The organism is Xanthomonas sp. LMG 12460 (assembly GCF_009192895.1).
In the GTDB taxonomy this organism is placed as follows: domain Bacteria; phylum Pseudomonadota; class Gammaproteobacteria; order Xanthomonadales; family Xanthomonadaceae; genus Xanthomonas_A; species Xanthomonas_A sontii.
In genome coordinates this window covers 1-24671 of sequence record NZ_NKUH01000039.1, presented here as the reverse complement: position 1 = coordinate 24671, position 24671 = coordinate 1, and the positions used below count along the sequence as shown (strand labels likewise).

The following is a 24671-nucleotide window of genomic DNA, read 5'->3' as shown; positions in this document are numbered from 1 at the left end:
CAGGTTAGAAACTCACGGGCGCAGGGGATCTGCACGCCCGCATGTTCGTCTTCTTCTGTGCGCCGCGGCCGGCGCAGGGTGGCGCGTGCCTGCGGCATGCGCAGCACGGTCGTGGGCGCGGCGCAGCGAAGAGGGCGCCGCAGGTCGTGTTCGCACGGCGCTGCTTCCATCCGCTGCCGGGGACACCGCATGCCACTTCGCTCATCCACCACCCTCGCGTTCGGTATCGTGCTGGCGCTGTACGGCGCCAGCGACGCGCGCGCGCAGGACGCCGACACCGCCGCGCCCAAGGCCGCCGCCACCACCGACCTGGGCCAGGTCGTGGTCACCGGCTCGCGGATCAAACGCTCGGAGGTGGAGGGCGCCGAGCCGGTGCTGACGATCAGCGCGCAGCAGATCCAGCAGGAAGGTTTCCTCACCGTCTACGACGTGCTCAGCACGCTCAACCAGCAGGGCAGCGTCGAGGCCGACACCAAGTACGGCTCGCACACGCCCAATGCCTCGCCGGTGAGCCTGCGCGACCTTGGCCCCGGACGCACCCTGCTGCTGGTCAACGGCCACCGCGTCGCCGATTACCCGCAGCCCTACGCCGGCGAGAGCAACTTCGCCAACTACGCCAATATCCCCTCCGCGGCGGTGGAGCGCATCGAGATCCTCACCGGCGGCGCCTCGGCCATCTACGGTTCGGACGCGGTCGCCGGCGTGATCAACGTGATCCTCAAGCAAGGCTACGAAGGCAACCAGGTGCGCCTGCGCGGCGGCACCGCCACCGCCGGCGGGCGCGACGTGGTCGACCTGTCCTGGGTCGGCGGGCGCAGCGGCGACAAGTGGAACCTGACCTACGCGCTGCAGTGGACCCGGCGCGATCCGCTCTCGGTCGGCGAGCGGCCGAAGATGGACGACCAGGACGACGAGTCCTACAGCAACTGGACCGCGCAGGCGCGCAAGTACGGCTTCAATCCATTCACCGGCCTGAGCCTGGTCGACGCCGGCAACAACACGCGCCTGGCGCCGCCCAGCGGCACCTGTGCGCGCTTCGGCGGCCAGTTCGTCGACGCGCAGCGGCTGAGCTACGACTACAACAGCGACACCGTGCGCAACCTCGGCGGTTACTGCGGCATGGCCCACGACTACGCCGACTGGCTGGCCGCCAGCGGCGGCGACAGCGGCTCGGCGTATCTGTACGGCACCTTCGACTTCGACAACGGCGTGCAGGCCTGGAGCACGCTGTCCACGACCAAGAGCCTGGGCTACTGGACCTACGATCCACCGTACGTCTACCTCGGCCCGTTCCACGACACCGGCAGCGACCGCGACCTGTACGCGATCCGCCAGCTCACCCGCTTCGAATCCGGCGGCTGGAAGAACCTGGCCAACACCACCAGGGAACTGTCCTGGGACCTGAGCGCCGGCCTCAAGGGCCGCCTCGCCGATCGCTTCGACTGGGAACTGGCGGTGGGCCGCGCGCGCTACACCGTCGACGAATACGTGCGCACCGTGGATACGCAGAAGGCCACCGCCTACTTTCTCGGCCCGCAACTGGGCAGCACCGCCGACGGCACGCCGATCTACGATCTGGACGAGTCGCGCTGGTACCAGCCGCTGTCCGGCGCGCAGTACAACGACCTGGCGGTGAAGGCGCACAACCGCGCCGATTCCTGGGTCAACCAGGCCAGCGCCAACATCACCGGCGAGCTGCTGCAGGGCTGGGCCGGGCCGATCAAGTTCGCCGCGGTCGGCGAAGTGGCCAAGCAGGGCTATCGGCTGTCGCCCGATCCCTGCGCCAACACCTGCTATCCGCTGGACGTGGTCGACTACGGCGGCGGCGAGCGCCTGCGCTACTCCGGCGGCATCGAGTTCGACGTGCCGCTGCTGTCCACGCTCAACGCCAGCCTGGCGGCGCGCCACGACCGCTACGGCGACTATCGCGCCTACGGCAGCGACCTCGGCGCGGCGATCGGCACCCAGCGCGACACCACCTGGAGCGCCGGCCTGGAGTGGCGGCCACTGAGCACGCTGCTGCTGCGCGGCAGCGTCGCCACCAGTTTCCGCGCCCCGGACATGCACTACGTGCTCGGCGAACCCAGCTCCACCCAGCAGACCGTGATCGACCAGTACCGCTGCATCCAGAAGGGCTACTACCTCACCGGCGGCTGCAGTGCCGAGAACAGCGACGTGTTCTACCTCATGCAGGTCAATCGCCGCGGCACCCCGGATTTGGAATCGGAGCATGGCCGCTCGGTCACCGCCGGCTTCGTCTGGGACATCGCCGAGGGCCTGTCGCTGACCGCGGACTACTACCGGATTCGCTTGCAGGACATGATCAAGGACCTCAACCGCGACGAGGTGCTCAGCGCCGAAGCCGGCTGCCGCACCGGCCTGACCACCGCCGGCGGCGTGTGGGTCAATCCCGGCGGCGCCGAGTACTGCGCGCGCATCCTTTCGCGCGTGGCGCGCGATGCCGCCGGCCGCGTCACCGGCATCGAGCAGGGGCCGATCAACATCGCGCAGATGCACGTGTCCGGCGTCGATGCCTCGCTGAAGTACCGCCTCAACACCGCGCGCTGGGGCAACTTCAGCTTCGCCCTGGATTACAACAACCTGATCGGCTACCACGAGCAGACCTATCGCACCGACGACGACAAGAACCTGCGCGACCAGAAGATCCGCAGCAAGCTGCGCGGCAGCGTGCACTGGGAGAACGGCGGTCCGCTGGATCTCACTCTCTATGCCAAGCGCTTCGGCTCCACCCAGGCGGTGAACTGGGGTACCTGCACCCGCTTCGACGACGGCTACCAGCCGAGCCCCTCCGACGCCTGCCGCGTCGCCGACAGCGGCAACCGCCACTTCGGCGAGAGCACCACGCGTTACTTCGGTCGCGTCGGCCCGGCGCTGTACTGGAACCTCACCGCCGGCTACCGCATCGCCCCGAAGATGAAGGTCAACCTGTACATCAACAACGTGCTCGATACCGTCGGCTACGACAACAAGGAGCGCTACTACGGCTACCAGTTCTACAACACCACCCTGTACGACGCGATCGGCCGCGAGGTGGCGATGGAATATGTGTTGGATTTCTGAGAGGCCGGGATTTGGGAGTGGGGATTCGGGATGCGCTCTAGCCCCTCTCCCTGCGGGAGAGGGGTTGGGGTGAGGGTACGGAGCGCGCAGCGCCACGTAAGAACCCACGCGTCAAAGGCTCCTACGCGATGACGGCGACATCATGGCCCTACCGCCGCGTTGAACCGCTTTTCCGATTCCCCATTCCCGGTTCCCCTTTCCCGGCGCCACAAGTTGCTGATGCAACTGTGGCGCTGCCGCAAACCCTGTGCTATCACTACGTCCCATGAACGCTTCCTGCCGCAGCTTTTACTTTTGGTATTACGGTTTTCCGATGCCGCTGGCGGAGGAAGGATCGCGTTCACCCTGAAGGACACTTCAGCCGCAATCCCGAAAGCCGCCAGCGAACCTGGCGGCTTTTTTCATGCCGCCGGATCTGGCCCCCACCCAGCCCCCCGACGAGACACGCACATGGCCCCGCACACCGACGATCTGCGCATCCGCAAGATCGAACCGCTGACCCCGCCCTCCCAGCTGCAGGCGCTGCTGCCCTGCGACGAGGAGGCCTCGCAGACCGTCGCCGCCGCGCGCGCGGCGCTGCACGAGATCCTGCACGGCCGCGACGACCGCCTGGCGGTGGTGATCGGTCCTTGCTCGATCCACGACCCGGTCGCGGCGATGGAGTACGCGCAGCGCCTGCGCCCGCTGCGCGAGACCTACGGCGATGCGCTGGAGATCGTGATGCGGGTGTACTTCGAGAAGCCGCGCACCACGGTCGGCTGGAAGGGCCTGATCAACGACCCCAACCTCGACGGCAGCTTCGACATCAACAAGGGCCTGCGCCTGGCGCGCGGCCTGCTGCGCGACATCAACCGCCTGGGTCTGCCGGCCGGCGTGGAGTTCCTCGACATCATCTCGCCGCAGTACATCGCCGACCTGGTGGCCTGGGGCGCGATCGGCGCGCGCACCACCGAGAGCCAGGTGCACCGCGAGATGGCGTCCGGCCTGTCGTGCCCGGTGGGCTTCAAGAACGGCACCAGCGGCGACGTCAAGATCGCGGTCGATGCGGTCGGCGCTGCCTCGCATCCGCATCATTTCCTGGCGGTGACCAAGGACGGGCAGACCGCGGTGGCGGCCACCGCCGGCAACCCGGACTGCCACGTGATCCTGCGCGGCGGCACCCAGCCCAACTACGACGCCGACAGCGTCGCCGCAGCGGCGCAGGTGCTGGAGAAGGCCGGCCTGCCGGCGCGACTGATGGTCGACGCCAGCCACGCCAACAGCGGCAAGAACCCGGACAACCAGCCCAAGGTAATCGAGGACATCGCCCGCCAGCTCGAGGCCGGGCAGACCCGCATCGTCGGCGCCATGGTCGAGAGCCACCTGCGCGGCGGCCGCCAGGACCTGGTCGCCGGCCAGCCGCTGGTCTACGGCCAGAGCATCACCGACGGCTGCATCGACTGGGATACCTCGGCGCAGGTGCTCGAGCGGCTGGCGCAGGCGGTACGCGCACGACGCCAGGCGCGCGTGGCGCAGGCGGCCTGAGGGCGCTGTTGGGAGAAACGCACGCAGCCTGACCGGCTGCGTGCGTGGGGGCGGGGGAGGCCCGGAAGAGGGGCCGGACGCGCCGCCGAATGCGAAGGGAGAGAGCTTCGGTATCGACGGCTGCGTGCCGGTGATGACGTTATCCGCCCATCCGGTGACCACGGTATGCCGGTGTGTGGCAGCGGCTGGCAAGGTGTTCGCAGTACGTTAAAGCGTGTTGTCGCCTGTTCAGTACGAACGCGCGGAGCAGACGTTGGAGGCGCGCTTTCGGAGCGGATTGCCGAGCGTCGGGACGTAGCGGCGACCGCCTTTTCATGAGCGCCAAGTGCAAGCGCGACATGGTCTGGCCAGCAGGCAATGGACGTGTCGCATGAGCGCATGGGCGGAGGCTGTGGCTGGCGAAACCGGCCGCCGCGTCGATAATGGGCATATGGCCGCCGACTCGCCCTGGTTCCTGTACCTGCTCGAATGCCGCAACGGCAGCTACTATGCCGGCATCACCCCGGACCTGCAGGCGCGCTTCCAGGCGCACCTGCGCGGCGCCGGTGCCAAGTACACCCGCGCCAACCCACCGGTGCGCCTGCTGGCCAGCCGCGCCTATCCCGACCGCGCCGCCGCCTCGCGCGCCGAGTACGTGCTCAAGCAGTTGCCGCGCGGCCGCAAGCTGGCGTTCCTGACCGCGCCCGAGACCGCATCTGACGCCGACAACCTTCAAGCGACCGCCGAATCCGCAGCGGTGTCGTAGAGCGGCTTCAGCCGCGAGAGGCGTGACCCGTAACGCCCGTCGCGGCTGCAGCCGCTCCCGCGACGATGCCGCACATTCGCGCAGATTCTGGATGCGAGAGGGCTGCACTGTGGGAGGGACTTCAGTCCCGACGCGACGAACCCGAACGACGCGACAACCGCTCCATCGGGCATGCCGCTGTACGCAGCAGACACACCCGATGCACACCCGGCCTCAGCGGCTGGGCCAATGCCACGCTGGCCGATCGAGCGCGCGCAGGCCGGCGACGTCGGTCTGGCCGTGCTCCTTGATCAGCAGGTGGTGCAGGCAATCGGATTGCTGCTCCAGCGCCGCGATCAGCCGGCTGGCATGCGAGACCACGATGATCTGCGCCTGCCGCGCGGCGCTGCCGATCAGCCGCGCCAGCGCCGGCAGCAGGTCCGGATGCAGGCTCGCTTCCGGTTCGTTGAGCACCAGCAGTTCCGGCGGGCGCGGGCTCAGCAGGGCGGCGATCCACAGCAGGTAGCGCAAGGTGCCATCGGACAGTTCGGCTGCCGACAGCGGCCGCAGCAGGCCATGCTGATGCATCGCCAAATCGAAGCGCCCGGCATGTACCTCGATCGTCAACCGTGCGCCGGGGAAGGCATCGTCCACCGCCGCATGCAGGCCGTCGGCATCGCCGATCTCCAGGATGGTCTGCAGGGCCGCGGCGAGGTCGGCGCCGTCGTTGCTCAGCACCGGCGTGTGCGTGCCGATCTGCGCCATGCGTGCCGGTGCCGCGGCATCGGTGCGGAAGTGGTCGTAGAAGCGCCAGCGACGGATGTTCTCGCGGACCTCATGCATCTCCGGTGCCGCGCGCGGATCGGAGAACTGCGCCAGCACGCTGTCGAAACTGGCGATGCCGGCACCGGCATCGGTCCAGCCGTCGTCCTGGGTCCGCAGGCGCACCGCCGGCCCGTTGCGGTCCACCAGCAGGTTGGACTGGCGCAGCCAGGGGCCGGCCCAGATGCATTCGCGCTTGATCTGCGGATCCAGCCCGAAGGCCGACGCCGACGGCACCGGCAGGCCCAGGTCGATGGCATAGCCGAAAGCGTCGCTGGCGTAGCCCAGCTTCAGGCCGACGGCCTGCTGCCGCACCGTGCCCTCGACCGGATGCTCGCCGCGCCGGACCGCGCGGCTCAGCGTCTCCGGGCCGGCCCACAGCGCCGACGGCAAGCCGCCTTCGCGGGCCAGTGCGGCGATCACCCCGCCCTGGGCGGTGTCGGCGAGCAGGCGCAGCGCCCGGTAGACGTTGGACTTGCCGCTGCCGTTGGCGCCGGTGATCAGGGTCAGCCCCGCCAGCGGCAGCACCAGCTCGCGCAGGGAACGATAGGAGGAAACCGCCAGGGTGGTCAGCATCGGCGCAGCATACCCGCCGCTCAGCCGCCCGCGTGCATCGTCCCTGTATCCAGCCAGCGCTGGTGCCAGGACAGCGCCTCGGGCAGCAGGTGCGGGGTGTGCTTGCCGTAGCTGGCGTGCAGGGCGCGGTCGAAGTAGTCCTGCAACTGCGCGCGGTAGCTCGGGTCCACGCAGTGCGCGAGCAACTGTTGTGCGCGCTGCCGCGGCGGCAGGCCGCGCAGGTCGGCCAGGCCGTGCTCGGTGACGATGATCGAGACGTCGTGCTCGGTGTGGTCCACGTGGCTGACCATCGGCACGATCGAGGAGATGCTGCCGTGCTTCGCCGTGCTGGGGCTGAGGAAGATCGACAGGAAGCCGTTGCGGGCGAAGTCGCCGGAGCCGCCGATGCCGTTCATGATGCGGCTGCCCATCACGTGGGTGGAATTGACGTTGCCGTACAGGTCGGCCTCGATCATGCCGTTCATGCCGATGCAGCCCAGCCGCCGCACCAGTTCCGGATGATTGGAGATCTCCTGCGTGCGCAGGATGATGCGCTCGCGGTAGAAGTCGATATTGCGCTTGAACTCCTCGTTGGCCTCCGGGCTCAGCGCGAAGCCGGTGCACGAGGCGACCTTCAATACGCCGCTGCGCAACAGGTCGAGCATGCCGTCCTGGATCACTTCGGTGAAGGCGCTGAGGTCGCGGAAGCCGCTGCTGGCCAGGCCGGCCAGCACCGCGTTGGGAATGTTGCCCACGCCGGACTGCAGCGGCAGCAGGTTGGGCGGCAGCCGGCCCTTGCCGACCTCGTGCTGGAAGAACGCGATCAGGTGCTCGGCGATGCGTTGGCTGGTGGCATCGGCGGGCGTGAACGGGCTGTTGCGGTCGGGGCCGTGGGTGCGCACCACCGCCACGATCTTGTCCGGGTCGCAGCGCAGCGACGGCTCGCCGATGCGGTCGTCGGCATGCAGCAGCGGGATCGGCTTGCGATGCGGCGGCAACGCCGTGCCGTAGTACACGTCGTGCATGCCGTCGATGCCGGCCGGCTGCCAGTCGTTGACCTCGACGATCACCTTCTTCGCCAGGTCCAGCCAGGTCTTGTTGTTGCCGACCGAGGTCGACGGAATCAGGCTGCCGTCCTCGCGGATGCCGGCCACTTCCACCACCGCGGTGTCGATCTGCCCGTAGAAGCCGAACCACACGTGCTGGGCGACGTGGCTGAGGTGGATGTCGATGTAGTCCAGGCTGCCGGCGTTGATGCGCTGGCGCGCGTCCGGGTCGGACTGGAACGGCATGCGCAGGGCGATGCCGTCGGCCTTGGCCAGCGCGCCGTCCAGTTCCGGCGCGGTGGAGGCGCCGGTCATCAGCTGGATCTTGAACGATTGCCCCTGCAGGTGCGCCGCCTCGATACGCTGCGCCAGCGCCATCGGCACCGCCTTGGGATAGCCGGAGCCGGTGAAGCCGCTCATCGCCACCGTCTCGCCGGGCTGGATCAACGCCGCCGCGGCCTCGGCGCTGACGATGCGTTCGCGCAGGCGGGGATGGAGGATACGTTCGGCGGACATGCGGCGACCATGGCGTGGGAAGGGGATGGCAATTATCGCGGATCGGGCCGAGGCCCGCGTTGAGGCGCGTCCCCACTTTTTGCGCCTGTCGCGTGGCGGCGCATGCGGGCGCAACGGACGCAGCGATGAGGATGTTCGCCACGGTCTGTGCGATGTGTGCGGCGCTTCGCGCGCCGGACCCTCACCCCAACCCCTCTCCCGGTGGGAGAGGGGCGCTGGTTTCTCCGCTCTCCTTGTGGGGTCTGGTTTGCGATGGCAGGACGCAGCGCGCATGCAGCCGGTGCAATGGAGCGGCCTGGCGGCCCTGCGTGCACCGCCACGCAACGCCGGGTATGCGCCACCGTCGCTTTCACGCGTTCCACGCCGCACCGCGGCGATAGTGCGGCGGTGCCGCTCTCCGCCCGCCCACTGACCGCCGTCCATGCTCGCTACCGGCGTCTGCCGCGCGGCTGGCGCCTGCTCCTGCGCGGCCTGCTGATCGCCTACTTGCTGTATCTGCTGGCCGGCAACGTGTTCCTCAACACGCCGCTGTTCGACCTGGCCACTAACCGCAAGCCGGAGAAGTTCCGCATGCACACCGGGCCGGCCGTCACCGTGCTGCCCGGCTTCATCACCGCCTGGAACGTGCGCATGCGCGGCCACGTGCAGCGCAACGTCTGGCAGGTGCGTGCCGACCGCGCCAGCGCGCGCATCGCGCTGCTGCCGCTGCTGAACCGCGAAGTGCGCCTGCCGTGGATGGAAGCGGTGAACGTGATCGGCGAGATGGACCGCGTCGAGGAGATGATCCCGCCACCGCCGCCCAGCGACCAGGGCTGGACGCTCCGCTTCGACGCGATCCACAGCGGCACGCTGCGTCGCGCCCGCTTCGGCGATTTTGCGATCGAGGGCAAGGGCCACGGCACGGTCGGCTTCCTCAAGCAGTTGCGTGGCGGCCCCTCGGAACTGTTCCGCTCGCAGATCGTGTTCGAGGACGCCAGCGTGCGCTACGGCAAGCGCCAGATCGCCGACCAGGCCACGCTGGACGCGCGCTTCTCGTTCCCGCGCCACTACCGCGCGCAGGCGCCGGGATTGCGCAAGCTGGGCATCACCGACCTGGCGCTGCGCGTGCACGGGCGCAGCGTGGCCCTGCGCATCGACACCGCCGGCGACACCACCAAATTGAGCACCGAACCCGGCCTGGGCCACGTGCAGGCCGATCTGCACCTGCTGCGCGGCGCGCTGCAGCCCGGCAGCACGCTCAACTGGCGGGTGCCGCTGCATGCCGGCGTCGGCGCCACCGATCGCGGCGTGCTGACGCTGCTGCTGGACGTGGAGGGCGAGGACATCCACGCGCGTGCGCGCTTGCCCGGCAAGGTCGATCCGCGCAGCATGCTCGATGCCGATCTGCACATCGCCGGGCGCCAGCTGCCGTTCGCCGACCCGGCGGCGCTGCTGCCGCGCACCTCCGGCCGCGTGCAGGGACGCTGGCATTTCGAATCGTTGAACTGGATCAGCGACCTGCTGGTGCGCAAGCCGTGGTTCCAGCTCGACGGCGGCGGCGACGTCTCTGCCGATCTGCAGCTGCGGCAGGGCGCGTTGCAGCCGGGCAGCCGCCTCGACGTGCCCGACGTGCAGGCGGTGGCGGAGATCATGCGCGTGCGCCTGAGCGGCAAGGCGCAGGCGGCCGGGCGCATCGTCGGCAGCGCCGACCAGCCGCGCACGCAACTGGACGTGCGCATGCGCCGCTTCGCGCTGGCGCCGCTGGACGCGCCCAAGGCCAGCTTCGTCGAAGGCGAGAACCTGCAACTGGACTTGCAGGGCGACGGCGCGCTGGCCACCTTGCGCGACTCGTTGCAGGCGCGGCTGCGCTTCGCCGATGCGCGCGTGCCGGACCTGCGCGCCTACAACCGCTACCTGCCGGCGGCGCAGGTGCGTGTGCTCGGCGGCGATGGCCGGCTCAGCGGCGATCTGCAGCTGGATGCGACCGGCCAGGTCGGCCAGGGCACGGTGCGTGTGCTCGGCCGCCGGGCGCGGCTGCAGACCGCGGGGCTGGAACTGGACGGCGATCTCGACCTGGACGCGCGGCTGCGCCGCGCCGAGCTGCAGGACAAGCGCTTCGATCTGAGCGGCAGCACCCTGCGCCTGCAGGGCGTGCGCTACGGCACCCAGCCCAGGCAGGGCGACTGGTGGGCGACGCTGCGCATTCCGCAGGGCCGCATCGCTGCGGCGGCGCCGGTGCAGGCCGATGCGCAGGTGCAGATGCAGATGCGCGACGCCGGCCCGGTGCTGGCGGTGTTCGCGCAGCACAGCGATGCGCCGGCGTGGTTGCTGAAGCTGGCCGACGCCGGGCAACTGCAGGCCAGCGGACAACTGCGCTGGCGCAAGGATGCACTGTGGCTGGATCGGGTCGCTGCAGAAAACGAACGCGTGGCCTTGCGCGCTCGCCTGCGCGTCGGCGATGCCGGCACGCAGGGCGATCTGTATGCGCGCTGGGGCGTGCTCGGCGTGGGCGTGGCGCTGCGCGGCGAACAGCGGCAATGGCATCTGCTCGGCGCGCGCGAGTGGTACGACAAGCAGCCGGCCTGGCTGCCGGAGGCCCCGGCACCGGCGGCATCGCCTTAGCGCGACAGAGATCGCGTTGGGCGTGCTTCGCTGGCTGCGGGTGGATGCGCTGTGCGCCGCGCCACGCCGGCATGCGAAAGCATGCAACGCGCGTATCCCCCGCTTTATCTATTCCCCATTCCCGTCTCCCCATTCCCGCCCACGCAGAATGTACTGCCCGGTATCGTTTTGCAGTGCAGCGTGCAATGTCCAAAAAAAGCGCCCAAGATCGCCCTGCATCCCGACGTGGGGGAGGGAGCAAAGCCCGCTGGCAGTTCGCTGCAAGCGGGCTTTTTTATTTCAGTCGGCGGGCATCGCGTCGCTGCCGGAAAGTGCCTCGGGTGATTGCGACAGTTGTTGCGCTAGCGCCTCCGCTGCCGGCGTTCGGTTGGCCTCGCTCCACAGCAGCCGGAAGCTGGCGTGCGGCAACGGCGGCAATCCAAAGCGCTCGTCCACGGCGACCATTCCCGCTTCCAGATCTTCCTGGGGCAGGGCGGTGATGGCCAGGCCGGCCTTCACGGCGGCACGCAGTCCCTGCTGACTTGGCGAGGTGAATGCCACTCGCCAGGCGAGATCGGCGCGCTCCAGTGCAGCGGTTCCCACCTGCCGGTGCAGGCAGGGCTTGGGCGCAAAAGCGAGCGGGACTGGCGCATTCGCGGCCGGCGCGAACGCTGGCGCGGCCGCCCACACGAAGCGGGTCCGGCGCAGCAGGGGCGTTGTCGGGTCGTCCTCCAGTGCGAGTGTCACCGCCAGGTCGAGGGAGCCCGCAACGATCTGCTCGTGCAGCGCGGCATAGGTATCCACCGTCACGTCCAGCCGCACCGCCGGAAACATCCGTGCGAACCGCGCCAGCATCGGCGGAAGGCGATCGCCGACGTAGCTTTCGGGGGCACCGAAACGCACCGTGCCGGACACCGGAGAACGCCGGAAACGCCGTGCGAGCGCGTCATGCGCCTGCAGCACATGCGTCGCATGGCGAAGAAAGTCTTCGCCGTCTTCGGTCAGGCTCACCCGGCGGGTTGTGCGATTCAGCAGTGCCGTGCCGGCCTGCGCTTCCAGTTTGCGAATGTGATGGCTGATGGCCGACTGGGTGAGGTGCAGCCGTTCGCCTGCGCGCGTGAAGCCGCCAGTCTCGTTCACCGCAACGAAGGTGCGTAACAGATCCGGATCGTAGTCCATGCGATTCAGTCCATTGTTTAATTAATTCAAGAAAATTAAATCATTTCCATCATCCATTGTGTGCTCCCAGACTGGAAGTCAGCCGCTCCCAAGCCCGAATCGACCCGCCGTGCACCGGTCGGTCCGCTCGGCGCCGCGGGCGGATGTCCCTCTAGGAAAAGCCCATGACGCACCTTCCTTCCGCGCGCAGGAACACCCTCACGCTGGCGGCCGCCTGCCTGGCTTCGCTGATGTTCGGTCTGGAGATCTCCAGCGTGCCGGTGATCCTTCCCCTCCTCGAAGCGGCGCTGCATGGCAGCTTCCGCGATCTGCAGTGGATCATGAATGCCTACACCATCGCCTGCACCACCGTGCTGATGGCGACGGGCACGCTGGCCGACCGCTACGGGCGTAAGCGGATCTTCCTGATCTGCGTGTTCCTGTTCGGCGTGACCTCCTTGGTATGCGGCCTGGCAGGGAGCACGGCGCTGCTGATCGCTGGTCGCTTCCTTCAGGGGATGGCCGGGGGCGCCATGCTGGTGTGCCAGTTCGCCGTGCTCTCGCAGCAATTCGCAGACGCGACGGCCCGTGCCAAGGCGTTTGGGATCTGGGGGATCGTCTTCGGCATCGGCCTGGGTTTCGGCCCTATCATCGGTGCCGGCATCGTCGCGTTGTGGAGTTGGGAATGGGTTTTCCTTGTGCACGTTCCCATTTCCGCGATCGCCCTGGGACTGGCGCTTGTCGGTGTCGAGGAGTCGCGCGATCCGCAGCGGCGCCGTTTGGACGTCGCCGGGATCGTCTCGCTGTCGGTCGCGGTGCTCGCCTTGGCGTGGTTCATCACGCAAGGGCCGGTAGCCGGCTTTGGCAGCGTTTCGTCGCTGGCGAGTCTGATCATCGCCAGCGGCAGCTGCGTCGCGTTCGTTGTGGCGGAGCGCCGCGCCGACGCGCCCATGTTCGACTTCTCGGTGTTCCGCATCCGCGACTTTTCCGGCGCCCTGTTGGGCTCGATGGGCATGAACTTCAGCTTCTGGCCGCTCATGATCTATCTGCCGCTGCTGTTCCAGCATGGGCTGGGCTACGGCAACGTGGCCACCGGACTTTCGCTGCTGGCTTACACCTTGCCGACCCTGGTGCTGCCGCCGTTGGGCGAGCGGCTGGCGCTGCGCTACCGCGCGCATACCGTGATTCCTGCCGGTCTGTTTGCGATCGGAGCCGGCTTCTTGCTGATGGCGTGGGGCAGCGGCACGGTGCGGGCCAGTTGGTTGACGATGCTCCCAGGGTGCCTGCTGGCCGGTACCGGGTTGGGGATCGTCAACACCCCGGTGACCAATACCATCACCGCGTCGGTCTGCGTCGCGCGTACCGGCATGGCCTCCGGCATGGACACAAGTGCGCGCCTGATCAGCCTTGCGATCAATATCGCGGTCATGGGATTCATCCTGGTAGAGGGCGTGTTGTCCTTTCTCCGCCGGACGCTGCCGACGGTCGACGTCACGTTGCTGCGGGGGCTGGCTGAGCGGCTTTCCGGCGGAACCGCACACGCGGCGGGGCAGGGCCTCTCCACGCCGACGGTTCCGCCCGACGTCGCGGCGGCAGCCATGATCCAAGGCATGCAATGGGTGATGTTGTATGGCGGCATCAGTGCCTGGATCCTCGCGCTCTGCAGCGTGATCGTGTTCGGAAGGCGTGGCGCCGAACATCGGTCTGCCGTGTCGAAAGAGGTCGCCTGATGGACGCGCGACCGAGGCGAAGGCGCTCGGCCGGTTGCCCATGACGGAAGCGCAGCGTCGTGTGCTGCGCCCGAAGCCCGGGCGCTGGGACGTGGATTGTCCGCGGCGGCGCGTGCACATGCGCCGCCGGCGGCGCCGCTGCGCCTCGACTGCCGCGAACCGTCGTCGATGCGGGGTGCGCGGCGCCGGTTGCGTGTGCGTCAGGTCGGCATGGCCTGCGACGGCGGTTCCGGCGACGCCGGCAGTTCCGGCCGGGTCGGATCCACGGTCAGCGGTTCGTCGCTGCGCAGCAGCGCATGCGCCTCGGCCTCGCTCGCCACCGCCGGCGGCGAGCCGCGCAGAGGCAGGCCGGCGGTTTCGCGCACGAAGGCCATCGTTGCGATGCCCACCACCGCCGCCCCCATCAGGTAGTACGCCGGCACCAGCGGATCGCCGGTGCGTTCGACCAGCCACGCAGTGACCAGCGGCGTGGTGCCGCCGAACAGCGACACCGACACGTTGAAGGCGATCGACAGCGCGCTGTAGCGCACCGGGGTGTAGAACAGCGCCGGCAAGGTCGACGGCATCGAGCTGGTGAAGCACACCAGCGCCACGCCCAGCAGCATCAGGCCGAGGAAGATCAGCCAGTCGTTGCCGGTGCCGACCAGCCGCAGGCACGGCACCGCCAGCACCAGCAGCGCGATGCAGGCGCCGATCACCATCGGCTTGCGGCCCAGGCGATCGCTGAACGACCCGCCGAGCACGTTGAGCGGCATCATCACCAGCATCACGATGATGATCAGCAGCAGGCCCTTGCTCTCGGCATAGCCCATGGTGACGCTGAGGTAGCTGGGCATGTAGGTCAGCAGCATGTAGTCGGTGACGTTGAACACCAGCACCAGGCCCACGCACTTGAGCAACTGCGGCCAGTGGACGCGGAACAGCGCGCCCAGGCCCGGCGCATCGTGCTCGCGCTTTTCCGCCTCTTCGGCATAGGCCTGGAACGCCGGGGTTTCCTCCAGTTTCATGCGCATGTACAGGCCGAGCAGGCCCAGCGGGCCGGCGATCAGGAACGGCACGCGCCAGCCCCAGTCGTGCAGCTGCGCATCGCTCAGCGTGAAGTGCAGCGCGGTCACCGTGGCGGCGCCGGCGATGTAGCCGCCCAACGTGCCGAACTCCAGCCAGCTGCTCATGAAGCCGCGGTTGCGGTCGGTGGAGTACTCGGCGATGAAGGTCGCCGCGCCGCCGTATTCGCCGCCGGTGGAAAATCCCTGCACCAGCCGCGCCACCAGCAACAGGATCGGCGCCCAGATGCCGATGCGCGCGTAGGAGGGGATCAGGCCGATCGAGAACGTGCCCAGCGCCATCAGGATCATGGTCGCGGCCAGCACCTTCTGCCGGCCGTAGCGGTCGCCCAGCGGGCCGAACACCAGCCCGCCCAGCGGGCGCACCAGGAACGCCACGGTGAAGGTCGCGAACGTGGCGATCAGCTGCGCGGTGGGGTTGGTGCTGGGGAAGAACACGTGGCCCAGGGTCACGGCCAGGTAGCCGTACACGCCGAAGTCGAACCACTCCATCGCATTGCCCAGCGCCGCCGCGCCGACGGCCCGCTTGAGCATGGGTTTGTCGACGACGGTGACTTCTTCCACCTGCAACTGGCGGCGGCGCTTGAACCATCCGAAATGGGCGTGGAACTCCGACATGTCTTCTCCTGTCCTGGAACGGTGAGGTGATGACCCCCGGCCCGCACGCGTCAGGCAAGCAAGACGGAACGACAGGGCGCTACGGGCGCCGCACTGGTCTGCGGGGGCGATCCCGGACGGCCGCGTCAACACCACGGCGCTGCAGGATCGAAGGACGGAGCGGGCGGCGCAGGGCGCACAGGGGCTCCGTCGAGACGGCCATGATACACCATCGTCGTGACGGGGCTGGCGACAAGGTCTGCGAAACGTTGCGAAAAGTGCTGAAAAGCTGCGTTCTGCGTGGATTTTGGAGCTGTGCGGGAATGGCCTCCGTCGTAACGTGCGACGGTGGAACGGCCTTTCGGCGCCGGATGGGCCGTCGGGTCGGGACTGAAGTCCCTCCCACAGTGCATTGCTGCACCGTGGGGTTGCCGAGAATGTGGGTGCTTCACCTGTGGGAGCGGCTTCAGCCGCGACGCGCGGTGGTGGGAGATCCAGCAAGCGTCGGACACGTCGGAATGAAGTTCCTCGTATGCAGCGCAGACAGCTCCGCCCTGGCTGGGGCCGATGCTGCAATCACGACGCTTTCCTTGCGCTCGCCGTGTCCGACGGCGCGCGTTTGATTGCATCCACGCCGCGGTCCTGTCCGCGGTCGCCGCGGGATGCCATGATCGGCCGATGGTTTCTGCTCCCTTCGCCGTTCCCGACGTCCTGCAGCCCACGCTCGAACGCAGCCTGGCGCGCCTGCGCCACGCCGTCGCCGCGCAGCCGTGGCCGTCTCATCCCGGTTTCGAGGACGCGCTGGCGCGCGCGCTGCTGGCCAGCGATTTCCTGCTCGACACGCTGTGCCGGCAGCCGTCCTTGCTCGCGCACCTGACGCAGCCGGATCCGCCGCCGTTGCCGCTGCCGCAGCTGGATCCGGCGCAGCCCGCCGCATGGCCGGCGCAGTTGCGCCGCTACCGCGCGGCCGCCTCGGCGCGGCTGGTGTGGCGCGACGTGCTGGGCCTGGACGAGGTCGATGCGACCCTGGCCGGCAGCACGCGCTTGGCCGAGGACTGCCTGGCGCTGGCGCTGCAGGCGCTGGAGGGCGAGTTCGCCGCGCGCCACGGGGTGGTGCGTGCCGCCGACGGCAGCGTGCAGCGGCTGGTGGTGTTCGGCCTGGGCAAGCTCGGCGGCGGCGAACTGAATTTCTCCTCCGACGTGGATCTGGTCTACGCCTATCCGCAGGGCGGCGAGTCCGACGGCGCGCGGGCGCTGGCCGCCGAGGAATACTTCGCGCGGCTCGGCCAGCGCCTGGCGCGGCTGCTCGACGAAACCACCGCCGACGGCTTCGCGCACCGCGTGGATCTGCGCCTGCGCCCATTCGGCACGGCCGGCCGGGTGGCGCTGTCGTTCGCCGGCATGGACCAGTATTTCCAGCGCGAAGGCCGCGACTGGGAGCGTTATGCCTGGCTGAAGGCGCGCGCGGTGGCCGGCGACATCGCCGCCGGCGAGGAATGGCTGCAGGCGCTGCGCCCGTTCGTGTACCGGCGCTATCTCGACTACACCGCGCTGGACGGCCTGCGCGAGATGAAGGCGGCGATCACCGCCGAAGTGGCGCGCCACGACCGCCTGGACGACATCAAGCGCGGCGCCGGCGGCATCCGCGAGATCGAGTTCCTGGTGCAGTCGCTGCAGTTGATCCGCGGCGGCCGCGAACCCGCACTGCGCGAACGCCGCCTGTTGCCGGCGCTGCACGCGCTGGTCGCCGCCGGCCAGGTCGCCGCCGAGGACGGCGCGGCGCTGGCACAGGCGTATCGCGTCCTGCGCCAGGTGGAGAACCGCCTGCAGATGCTGCGCGATGCGCAGACCCATGCGCTGCCGGAGGATCCGCTGGACCGCGCGCGCATCGCCTTCGGCCTTGGCCATGCCGACTGGGCCGCGCTGCACGCGGCGCTGCAACTCCAGCGCGACCGCGTCGCCGCCGAGTTCGCCGAACTGCTGGCGCCGCGCGAGCGCGTGCTGGCGCCGGATGCGCTGGCCGACTACTGGCGCGGCCTGCCCGACGCTGGCCAGGTGCAGGTGCTGCGCGAGGCTGGTTTCGCAGACCCTGACGGCGCCGACCAGGCCTTGCGCGGCTTCGTGCAGTCGCTGGGCGTGCGCACGCTCTCCGATGCCGCGCGTGCGCGCCTGGACCGGGTGCTGCCGGCGCTGCTGCATGCCGCGGCGCGCTCGGCGCAGGCCGATGCCGCCCTGCACCGCGTGCTCGGCCTGCTGCAGGCGATCCTGCGCCGGGCCAGCTACCTGGCCCTGCTCGACGAACAACCCAGCGCGCTGGCGCGGCTGGTCGACGTGCTGGCGCGCAGCGCCTTCCTGTCCGAACGGCTGGCCGCGCATCCGCTGCTGCTGGACGAACTGCTCGACAGCCGCGTGGACGGCGCGATGCCGGACCAGGCGGCGATGCAGCGGCTGTGCGATGCCGCGGTCGCCACCGCTGGCGACGATCCGGAAGCGGCCTTGCGCGGCCTCAACGAAGCGCGCCAGGCGCTGAGTTTCCGCATCGCCCTGGCCACGCTGGACCGGCGCCAGCCCGCGCTCGACAGCGCTCGCCAGTTGGCGCAGCTGGCCGAGGCGGTGGTCGTGACCGTGCTGCGCCTGGCCCGCGCCGATCTGGTCGCCGCGCATGGCGAGGTGCCTGGCGGCAGTTTCGCCATCGTCGGTTACGGCAGCCTCGGTGGTCTGGAACTGGGCATCGGCTCGGACCTGGACCTGGTGTTCCTGTACGACCATCCGCCGGGCGTCGAAGCGTCGGCCGGGCCGCGGCCGCTGGAGAGCGGGCGCTGGTTCGCGCGGCTGGCGCAGAAGGTGATCGCGTTGCTCGGCGCGGTCACCGGTGGCGGCCGCCTGTACGACATCGACGTGCGCCTGCGCCCGGACGGCGGAAAGGGCGCGCTGGTGTCGTCGCTGGCCAGCTACCGCGAGTATCAGCGCGAGCGCGCCTGGACCTGGGAGCACCAGGCCTTGGTGCGCGCGCGCGGCGTGGCCGGCGATGCGCCGCTGCTGCAGCAGTTCGAGCAGGTGCGCGCGCAGACCCTGGCGCGCCCGCGCGAGGCCGCGTCCCTGCGCGAGGAAGTGCGCAAGATGCGTGCGCGCATGCGCGCCGAACTCGACCGCAGCGATGCCGCGCGCTTCGACCTCAAGCAGGGTGCCGGCGGCCTGGTCGACCTGGAATTCCTGGTGCAGGCCGGCGTGCTGCTCGGCGCCGCGCAGCAGCCGGCACTGTTGTTGCCGCGCGACACGCCAGCGCTGCTCGATGCGCTGGCGCACATCGGCTGGTTGCCGCCGCCCATCGCGGCGAGCCTGCATGCCGCGCATGCCACGCTGGTCGAGGCCGGCCTGGCCTGCACGCTGGACCGGCGTCCGCGCCTGACCGCGCCCACGGTCGAGATCGCCGCGGCGCGTGCGGCGATTCGCGCTGCCGCGGCCGCCCTGGACCTGGTGTTCGTCGATGGCCGAGCGGACGGCGACGCGGCGCGCTAGCGCGCCTGCCATCCTGACGCCAGGCGCAGGTATGCACGTGCGATGGCGGCGGCGACACGCGTTTCTGGCAGCGTGCGTTTGCCGAATCGCGGCAGAAAACGCGTCGCCTGCGCTGTCTGCAATCCCCGGGGAGCCTGTGCACGCTGCCGCGCTACATCCGCAAACACGCCGCCTTGATCGCGGCGATCGGCGTCGGCATGCCGTTCCGCGCCGCGGTGGCGCGATTGCTACACGCTGACGTATTGAGACTGGAACCAGACCGCGTCGGGATCAGTGTCCACCACCTGGTCGGGATCCACGCCGAACAGCGCCTGGTAGGCGCGCTTCCACAGGCCGGCGCGACCGGCGCACAGGTCGTGCCACAGCGCATGGAAGGTCACTGACTCGAACACTCGCACCACGTCCACGACCTGCTCGAGGTAGGCCTGGAACAGGTAGACCCGCTCGCCGTCCACCAGGATGTTGAAGTTGTGGATCAACTGCGACGGATCGCCCAGCAGCACGATGTTGACGAAGTCGCCGTCGCCGAAGGTCGGCAACGCCGCGTCCGCCAGGTACGGCGTGGTGCGCAAGGGCCGGTCGCGGCGCAGCAGCACCATTTCCAGCATCAGCGGGGCGAAGGTATTGCACGACCACGCTGGGTTGGAAACGGCGGGACTGGTCAGCGTGGCCAGCGCTGTGCCGGCCGGCTGCAGTTGCGCCAGGGTGGCGTTGAGCGCACTCAGCGCGAGGGCGGGGGTGACATCGTGCGGCATGGGTGTGGTCTCGTCGCAGGCGCGGCGCACGGGACGTGCGCCGCCGATGGCCTGTTCAACGTCTGCCGTGGCCGCTTGTGAAGCCGCGCTTGCGCAAAGCGCGGCGCAGCCGTCAGCGCGTCGGCGCCATCCGCCACAGCAGCGCGCGGAACGGCGCCAGCAGGCATACGCCGATGCCCAGCTTCACCGCCAGGTCGCCGGCGGCCCAGCTCAGCCACGGCAGCGCCGAGCCGGCGAAGGCGATCGACCAGAAGATCGTAGTGTCCAGCGTCGCGCTGCAGGTGGTGGCGACGATCGGCGCGCGCCACCAGCGGCCGCGGCGCAGCCGGTCGAACACGGTGATATCCAGCAACTGCGCGGCGATGAAGGCCAGGCACGAGGCCGCGGCGATGCGCGGGGTGGCGATCCAGATCGACAGCAGCACCGCCAGTGCGAACCCGCACCAGGCCACCCGCCGCGCCGCGCGCGGGCCGAAGCGGCGGTTGATCAGGTTGCTGACCAGGAACGCCAGCGGATAGCTGAAGGCGCCCCAGGTCAACCAGTCGTTGATCGGGAACTGCACCAGCACGTTCGACAGCAACACCACCGCGCCCATCGCCAGCACGGACAGCAGCAGCGCGCGGGGGGTCAGCGCGGCGAAAGTGGGCGAGGGAGCGGCAACGGACGGCACGGCGATCGGGGCAGGGGCGGCGGGCGCGCATTATCGCGGCCCGGACACCCAATGACCAATGCCCGTGTGCGGACACGCTCCTACAAATGGAACCCCGCGCTGGGAACCGCTTTTGCGATTCCCCATTCCCTATTCCCCAATCCCGGCTCCATCGCGGCTGGAGCCTTTCCTACAAATGGAACTCCGCGCTGGGAACCGCTGTTGCGATTCCCCATTCCCCATTCCCGGCTTCACCGCGGCAGCGGCGTCCCATCCACCGCCGCACGGCCCACCGCCGGATCGTCGGTGAAGAAGCCATCGATGCCGGCGTCGATCAGCGCGCGCATTTCCTTCATGCTGCCGGCGGCATTCACCGCAGCCGGGCCGCGCGCGTCCTGCAACTGCTTGGGCAGGAAATAGTTTTCCGGCCGGAAGGTGTACGGAATCACCTGCAGGCCCGCCGCATGCGCATCGGCCACGAACGAGGTGGGCGGAGCCAGGGCGCCGTCGGCACTCACCGGCACGATCGCGCGCAGGTTGGGGCTGACCAGCTGCGCATACTTGGCGATCGCGCGCAGGCCCTGCGCGCTGCCCATCTGCGCGTAGGTCGGGCCGTCGCGCAACTGGTCGCCTGGGCGCTCCTTGGGATCGCCCAGCAACTGCACCAGGCGTACGTTCGGATGGGTGCTGCCCAACTTGCCGTGCAGGTATTCCAGGTTGCCGATCTCGAACGACTGGATCACCACCGGCGCCTTGCGCGTGTAGGCATGCGCATCGAGCGTGGCGACCAGCTTGTCTTCCATCGCCAGGCCGAGCCCGCGGAAGTAGGTGCCGTGCTTGATCTCGGGAATCAGCCCGATCGGACGCCCGCGCGTGGCCGACTCGGCCGCGGTGAAGTCGATGATCTCGTCCATGGTCGGCACCTGGAACTGCCCGTCGAAGGCGGTGCCGCGCAGTTGCGGCAGGCGCTCGCGCGCGCGCAGGGTCTTCAGCTCGGCCAGGGTGAAATCTTCGGTGAACCAGCCTTCCACGCGCTGCCCGTCGATCTGCTTGACGGTCTTGCGCGCGGCGAACTCCGGATGCGCGGCCACGTCGGTGGTGCCGCCGATCTCGTTCTCGTGGCGCGCCACCAGCACGCCGTCCTTGGTCGAGACCAGGTCCGGTTCGATGAAGTCGGCGCCGTCGGCGATGGCCTTGGCGTAGGACGCCAGGGTGTGTTCGGGGCGCAGCGCGCTGGCGCCGCGGTGGCCGATCACCAGCGGCTTGCTCTCGCCCGGGGCGGCGGCCGGGACGGCCGCCGCGGTGGTCGCCAACACGGCCATCGCGCATCCCAACAACCAGGAGGTGGATCGGATCATCGCATGCGTTCCGGTTCGAGGGCGGGCGGACAGGATGGACGCGCTCAGAAGCGCGCGTCCAGGGTCAGGAACGCCTGCCGCGGCGCGCTGGCGTGGAAGGCCAGCGAGCGGCCGTTCGGGTCGCTGTTGCTGAAAGCGGTGAGGTTGGAGGCGTAGCGCTTGTCGGTGAGGTTGGTGACGTTCAACGACAGCTTCAGGTCCCGCAGGAACGACACCGCCCCGAAATCGTAGCCGGCGCCGGCATCGAAGGAGGTGTAGCCGCCGAAGCCCTGGTCGTTGGTGTAGGTGTAGTAGCGCTGGCCGGTGTACTTGCCGCGCAGATTGGCGTTCCAACCGTTCCAGGTCCAGCTGAGTTCGCTGGCGAACATGCGCTTGGGCGTGTCCACGGTGTACTTGCCGGCGGTGGGGATGACCGCGCCGTTCTGCACGTAGTTGTCGTCGTAGGTGGAGCGGTTGATCGAGGCCGAGTTGTACCACTGCAGGTGCGCGGTCGGCTTCCAGATGAAGGTCAGCTCGCCGCCGCGGCTGCTCACCGAGCCGACGTTGAAGAAGCGCGTGGTGCACGCCGGGCTGGTGCCCTGCTGGATGCTCGGGCACGGGTTGAGCGAGAGCAGGCGGTTGTCGAAGGTCACGTCGTAGCCAACCAGCGAGGCCTCGAACTGGTCGCGGACCAGACGGTAGCCGGCTTCGAAGGTCTTGGACTTCTCCGGCTGCAGCGCGCCGACGCTGGCATCGAACGAAGCCTGCGTCACCAGCAGCGGGCCGCCGGCGCCGCCGCCCTGGAACGCGGCGATGTTCTCGGCGTAGGAGGCGAACACTTCCTGGCCCTCGGCCAGGCGGTAGCTCAGGCCGGCCTGCGGCAGCAGCGCCTTGCTGGCCTTCAGTTCGCCGTTGGCCACCGGCGACTCCACCGCGATCCCCGGCGTCTCGCGCGCGGTCATGGTGGTGTGCGGGCTCTTGGCGCCGATGTCCAGGGTCAGGCGCTCGTCGAGCAGCTTGAAGGTGCCCTGCACGTAGGCCTGCTTGGTGGTGATGACGTAGTCCTGCGAGAACAGCCGGCGGTTCGGGTTGCTCAGGAAGATGTCGTCGTCGATCGGGCCGTCGATCCAGTAGAAGTTGCGCTCCACGTGGTGCTTGTTGCGCTCGTACCACACGCCGGCTTCGAGGTGGTGCGGACCGATGTCCCAACCCAGCGAGGCGATGCCGCCGGTGCGGTTGATGGTGTAGTTGGTGCTGCGGATCGAGATCGGCAGCGCCTGCGGCGTGCCCGGGTAGGACGGCTGGCCCGGCGACCACCAGTGGCCCTGGCCTGCGTTCTCGTGATGGTAGACCTGGGTGTGCACGCTCACCGCATCGGACGGCTGGAAGTCGCCGGCCAGGTAGTACAGGTCGTCGTTGCGCAGCGCGCGGCTCTGATAGTAGGCGTCGTCGATGTTGTCCACACCGCCGCTGTAGCCGCAGCGGCTGGGGTTGCGCGTGGCCGGCGCGCAATACGCCGCGGCCAGTGCGCGCTGCCAGTCCGGCGCGTACAGGTTCCAGTCCCAGCCCAGGCCGCGGTGCAGGCCGCTCTTGGACAGGTAGGCGTAGTCGGCCTGCGAGGTGCGCGAGGTGTCGACGAAGGCGGTGATCTTGCCGCCTTCGAACTGGTACACGCCCTTGCCGTTGAACTGCGCGGTGTGGGTCGGCGAGCCCGGCGGTGCCCACATGTCGGCGTCGGCGTAGATGCCGGACAGGTAGGCGGAGAAGCCGTTGTGCTCACCGGTATCCAGACGCAGGTAGGTACGGCGGTTGCTGTCCGAGCCCACGGTCTGCGCCAGGCGCACGCCGACCTCGGTGGACGGGTCGTCGGAGTAGTACTGCACCGTGCCGCCGAGGTTGCTGGTGGAGGCCGTGCCCAGGCTGCCGATGCCCGATGCCAGTTCCACGCCGCCGAAGTTCTCGGCGATCAGCGCGCGGCTGATGTTCAGGCCGTTGTAGTTGCCGTAGGCGTTGTCGCCTAGCGGCAGGCCGTCGAGGGTGTAGCCCAGGCGCACGCCGTTGAAGCCGCGCAGGCTGATGGTCTGCGATTCCTCGTTGGCGCCGAAGGCGTCGTTGGACTGCACGTTGACGCCGGGAATGCGGTTGAGCAGCTTCTGGATGCTGGTGCCCGGCGGCAGCACCGCCACGTCCTGCGCGGTGATGCGCTGCACCTGGCGGGTCTCGCCCTGGCCGATCACCGACACCGCATCGAGTTGCTGCACGTCGGCCGCGGCGCCATCGGCGGTGGGTTCTGCGGCAGTGGCGGCGAAGGGCGACAACAGGGCGGCGAGGATCGCCGTGCTCAGCAGGGAATGGAGAGGCATGCGCGAGGGGGATTCGTAAAGGAAGTGCGCACACGATGCGACAGCGACGTTGCAGGTTGGCGTCATCGGCGTTGCGGTTGTCATGCAGCGGCACGGTGGCGTGCGTCGTGGCGCGGTTGCAGATGTGAGGCGGTGGCCTGTCCGGCATGGGAGGGCACCAAGGTGATCGGGCGAAGCGTGGTGCTGTGTCGGCGGACGCGCGGTTGCCTCCGTCATCGCGGCGGCCGCGTGCGAGCGCATCGACATCAAGACGTTACACGGTGACACCAATTGCCATGCATCGCAGGTAGAGAACACATGTACGCGCATGTGTCGGCAACGCGTTGAAATGGCCTGTTTACAAAGTAAAGAAAGGCGCGCGCGGTCAAGGTTTTGTGGTGCATTCCTCCCCAATCATCACGCCTCGCCCACGCCCGATGGCATGCCGATGCGTGCAGACATGAGCAGGAAGCACAGTGCACTCGCATCGATCGGATCGCCGTCTTCGTGCCGCGCTGGGTCCTTGCATGGAGATGGCGGCGCGGGCGCTACGCGCGCCGTACCCTCACCCCAACCCCTCTCCCGATGGGAGAGGGGCTACGGCTTCTCCCTTCTCCCTCCGGGAGAAGGTGCCCCGCAGGGGCGGATGAGGGTCGGGCGCAGCCTTGGTGA

14 protein-coding genes are annotated in these 24671 nt (G+C 69.1%); 6 read left to right on the top strand and 8 right to left on the bottom strand.

Annotation, left to right across the window (positions count from 1 at the left end; translation table 11 throughout):
* Positions 1 to 168 precede the first annotated feature (168 nt).
* From CEK66_RS09220 to CEK66_RS09210, 3 genes are all read left to right on the top strand, one after another.
* Positions 169 to 3081, top strand: a complete 2913-nt coding sequence (locus CEK66_RS09220; protein ID WP_226978553.1) for a TonB-dependent receptor — start codon at positions 169 to 171, stop codon at positions 3079 to 3081.
* 450 nt (positions 3082 to 3531) lie between these two features.
* Positions 3532 to 4605 carry a 3-deoxy-7-phosphoheptulonate synthase gene (locus CEK66_RS09215; RefSeq protein ID WP_152236714.1) on the top strand — a complete coding sequence of 358 codons (1074 nt, stop codon included), beginning with the start codon at positions 3532 to 3534 and terminating at the stop codon, positions 4603 to 4605.
* Positions 4606 to 5035: 430 nt separating this feature from the next.
* Positions 5036 to 5350 (top strand): GIY-YIG nuclease family protein, encoded by a 315-nt coding sequence (locus CEK66_RS09210; RefSeq protein WP_152236730.1) that lies wholly within the window; start codon positions 5036 to 5038, stop codon positions 5348 to 5350.
* 213 nt (positions 5351 to 5563) lie between these two features.
* On the opposite strand, the gene CEK66_RS09205 is transcribed toward CEK66_RS09210, so the two are convergent.
* Entirely contained in the window at positions 5564 to 6727 is a 1164-nt protein-coding gene (locus CEK66_RS09205; RefSeq protein ID WP_152236713.1) for an AAA family ATPase, read from the bottom strand.
* Positions 6728 to 6747: 20 nt separating this feature from the next.
* On the bottom strand, positions 6748 to 8268 hold the full coding sequence (locus tag CEK66_RS09200) for an acetyl-CoA hydrolase/transferase family protein (RefSeq protein ID WP_152236712.1): 1521 nt from the start codon (positions 8266 to 8268) through the stop codon (positions 6748 to 6750).
* A 285-nt stretch (positions 8269 to 8553) separates the two neighbouring features.
* Between CEK66_RS09200 and CEK66_RS09195 the strand changes: the two genes are divergently transcribed.
* Entirely contained in the window at positions 8554 to 10869 is a 2316-nt protein-coding gene (locus tag CEK66_RS09195) for an AsmA-like C-terminal region-containing protein (RefSeq protein WP_226978550.1), read from the top strand.
* Between the two features lie 279 nt (positions 10870 to 11148).
* On the opposite strand, the gene CEK66_RS09190 is transcribed toward CEK66_RS09195, so the two are convergent.
* The gene (locus tag CEK66_RS09190; protein WP_152236710.1) at positions 11149 to 12027 is read right to left on the bottom strand and encodes a LysR substrate-binding domain-containing protein; all 879 of its coding nucleotides are present in this window, start codon (positions 12025 to 12027) and stop codon (positions 11149 to 11151) included.
* 164 nt (positions 12028 to 12191) lie between these two features.
* Here CEK66_RS09190 and CEK66_RS09185 point away from each other — a divergent pair, with 164 nt between their 5' ends.
* Positions 12192 to 13736 carry an MFS transporter gene (locus CEK66_RS09185; RefSeq protein WP_152236709.1) on the top strand — a complete coding sequence of 515 codons (1545 nt, stop codon included), beginning with the start codon at positions 12192 to 12194 and terminating at the stop codon, positions 13734 to 13736.
* Positions 13737 to 13936: 200 nt separating this feature from the next.
* On the opposite strand, the gene proP is transcribed toward CEK66_RS09185, so the two are convergent.
* Positions 13937 to 15418: a glycine betaine/L-proline transporter ProP gene (proP, locus tag CEK66_RS09180; RefSeq protein ID WP_152236708.1), complete on the bottom strand. Its 1482-nt coding sequence runs from the start codon at positions 15416 to 15418 to the stop codon at positions 13937 to 13939.
* A gap of 657 nt (positions 15419 to 16075) precedes the next feature.
* Between proP and glnE the strand changes: the two genes are divergently transcribed.
* Positions 16076 to 18916 (top strand): bifunctional [glutamate--ammonia ligase]-adenylyl-L-tyrosine phosphorylase/[glutamate--ammonia-ligase] adenylyltransferase, encoded by a 2841-nt coding sequence (gene glnE, locus CEK66_RS09175; RefSeq protein ID WP_152236707.1) that lies wholly within the window; start codon positions 16076 to 16078, stop codon positions 18914 to 18916.
* A 227-nt stretch (positions 18917 to 19143) separates the two neighbouring features.
* Here glnE and CEK66_RS09170 read toward each other — a convergent pair whose 3' ends face one another.
* The 4 genes from CEK66_RS09170 to CEK66_RS09155 all read right to left on the bottom strand — a co-directional run bounded on the left by CEK66_RS09170 (position 19144) and on the right by CEK66_RS09155 (position 24020).
* On the bottom strand, positions 19144 to 19671 hold the full coding sequence (locus CEK66_RS09170) for a hypothetical protein (RefSeq protein ID WP_152236706.1): 528 nt from the start codon (positions 19669 to 19671) through the stop codon (positions 19144 to 19146).
* 112 nt (positions 19672 to 19783) lie between these two features.
* Entirely contained in the window at positions 19784 to 20341 is a 558-nt protein-coding gene (locus CEK66_RS09165; protein ID WP_017914641.1) for a queuosine precursor transporter, read from the bottom strand.
* Between the two features lie 230 nt (positions 20342 to 20571).
* Positions 20572 to 21642 (bottom strand): glycerophosphodiester phosphodiesterase, encoded by a 1071-nt coding sequence (locus CEK66_RS09160; RefSeq protein WP_152236729.1) that lies wholly within the window; start codon positions 21640 to 21642, stop codon positions 20572 to 20574.
* An 80-nt stretch (positions 21643 to 21722) separates the two neighbouring features.
* Positions 21723 to 24020 (bottom strand): TonB-dependent receptor, encoded by a 2298-nt coding sequence (locus CEK66_RS09155; RefSeq protein ID WP_152236705.1) that lies wholly within the window; start codon positions 24018 to 24020, stop codon positions 21723 to 21725.
* Positions 24021 to 24671 lie beyond the last annotated feature (651 nt).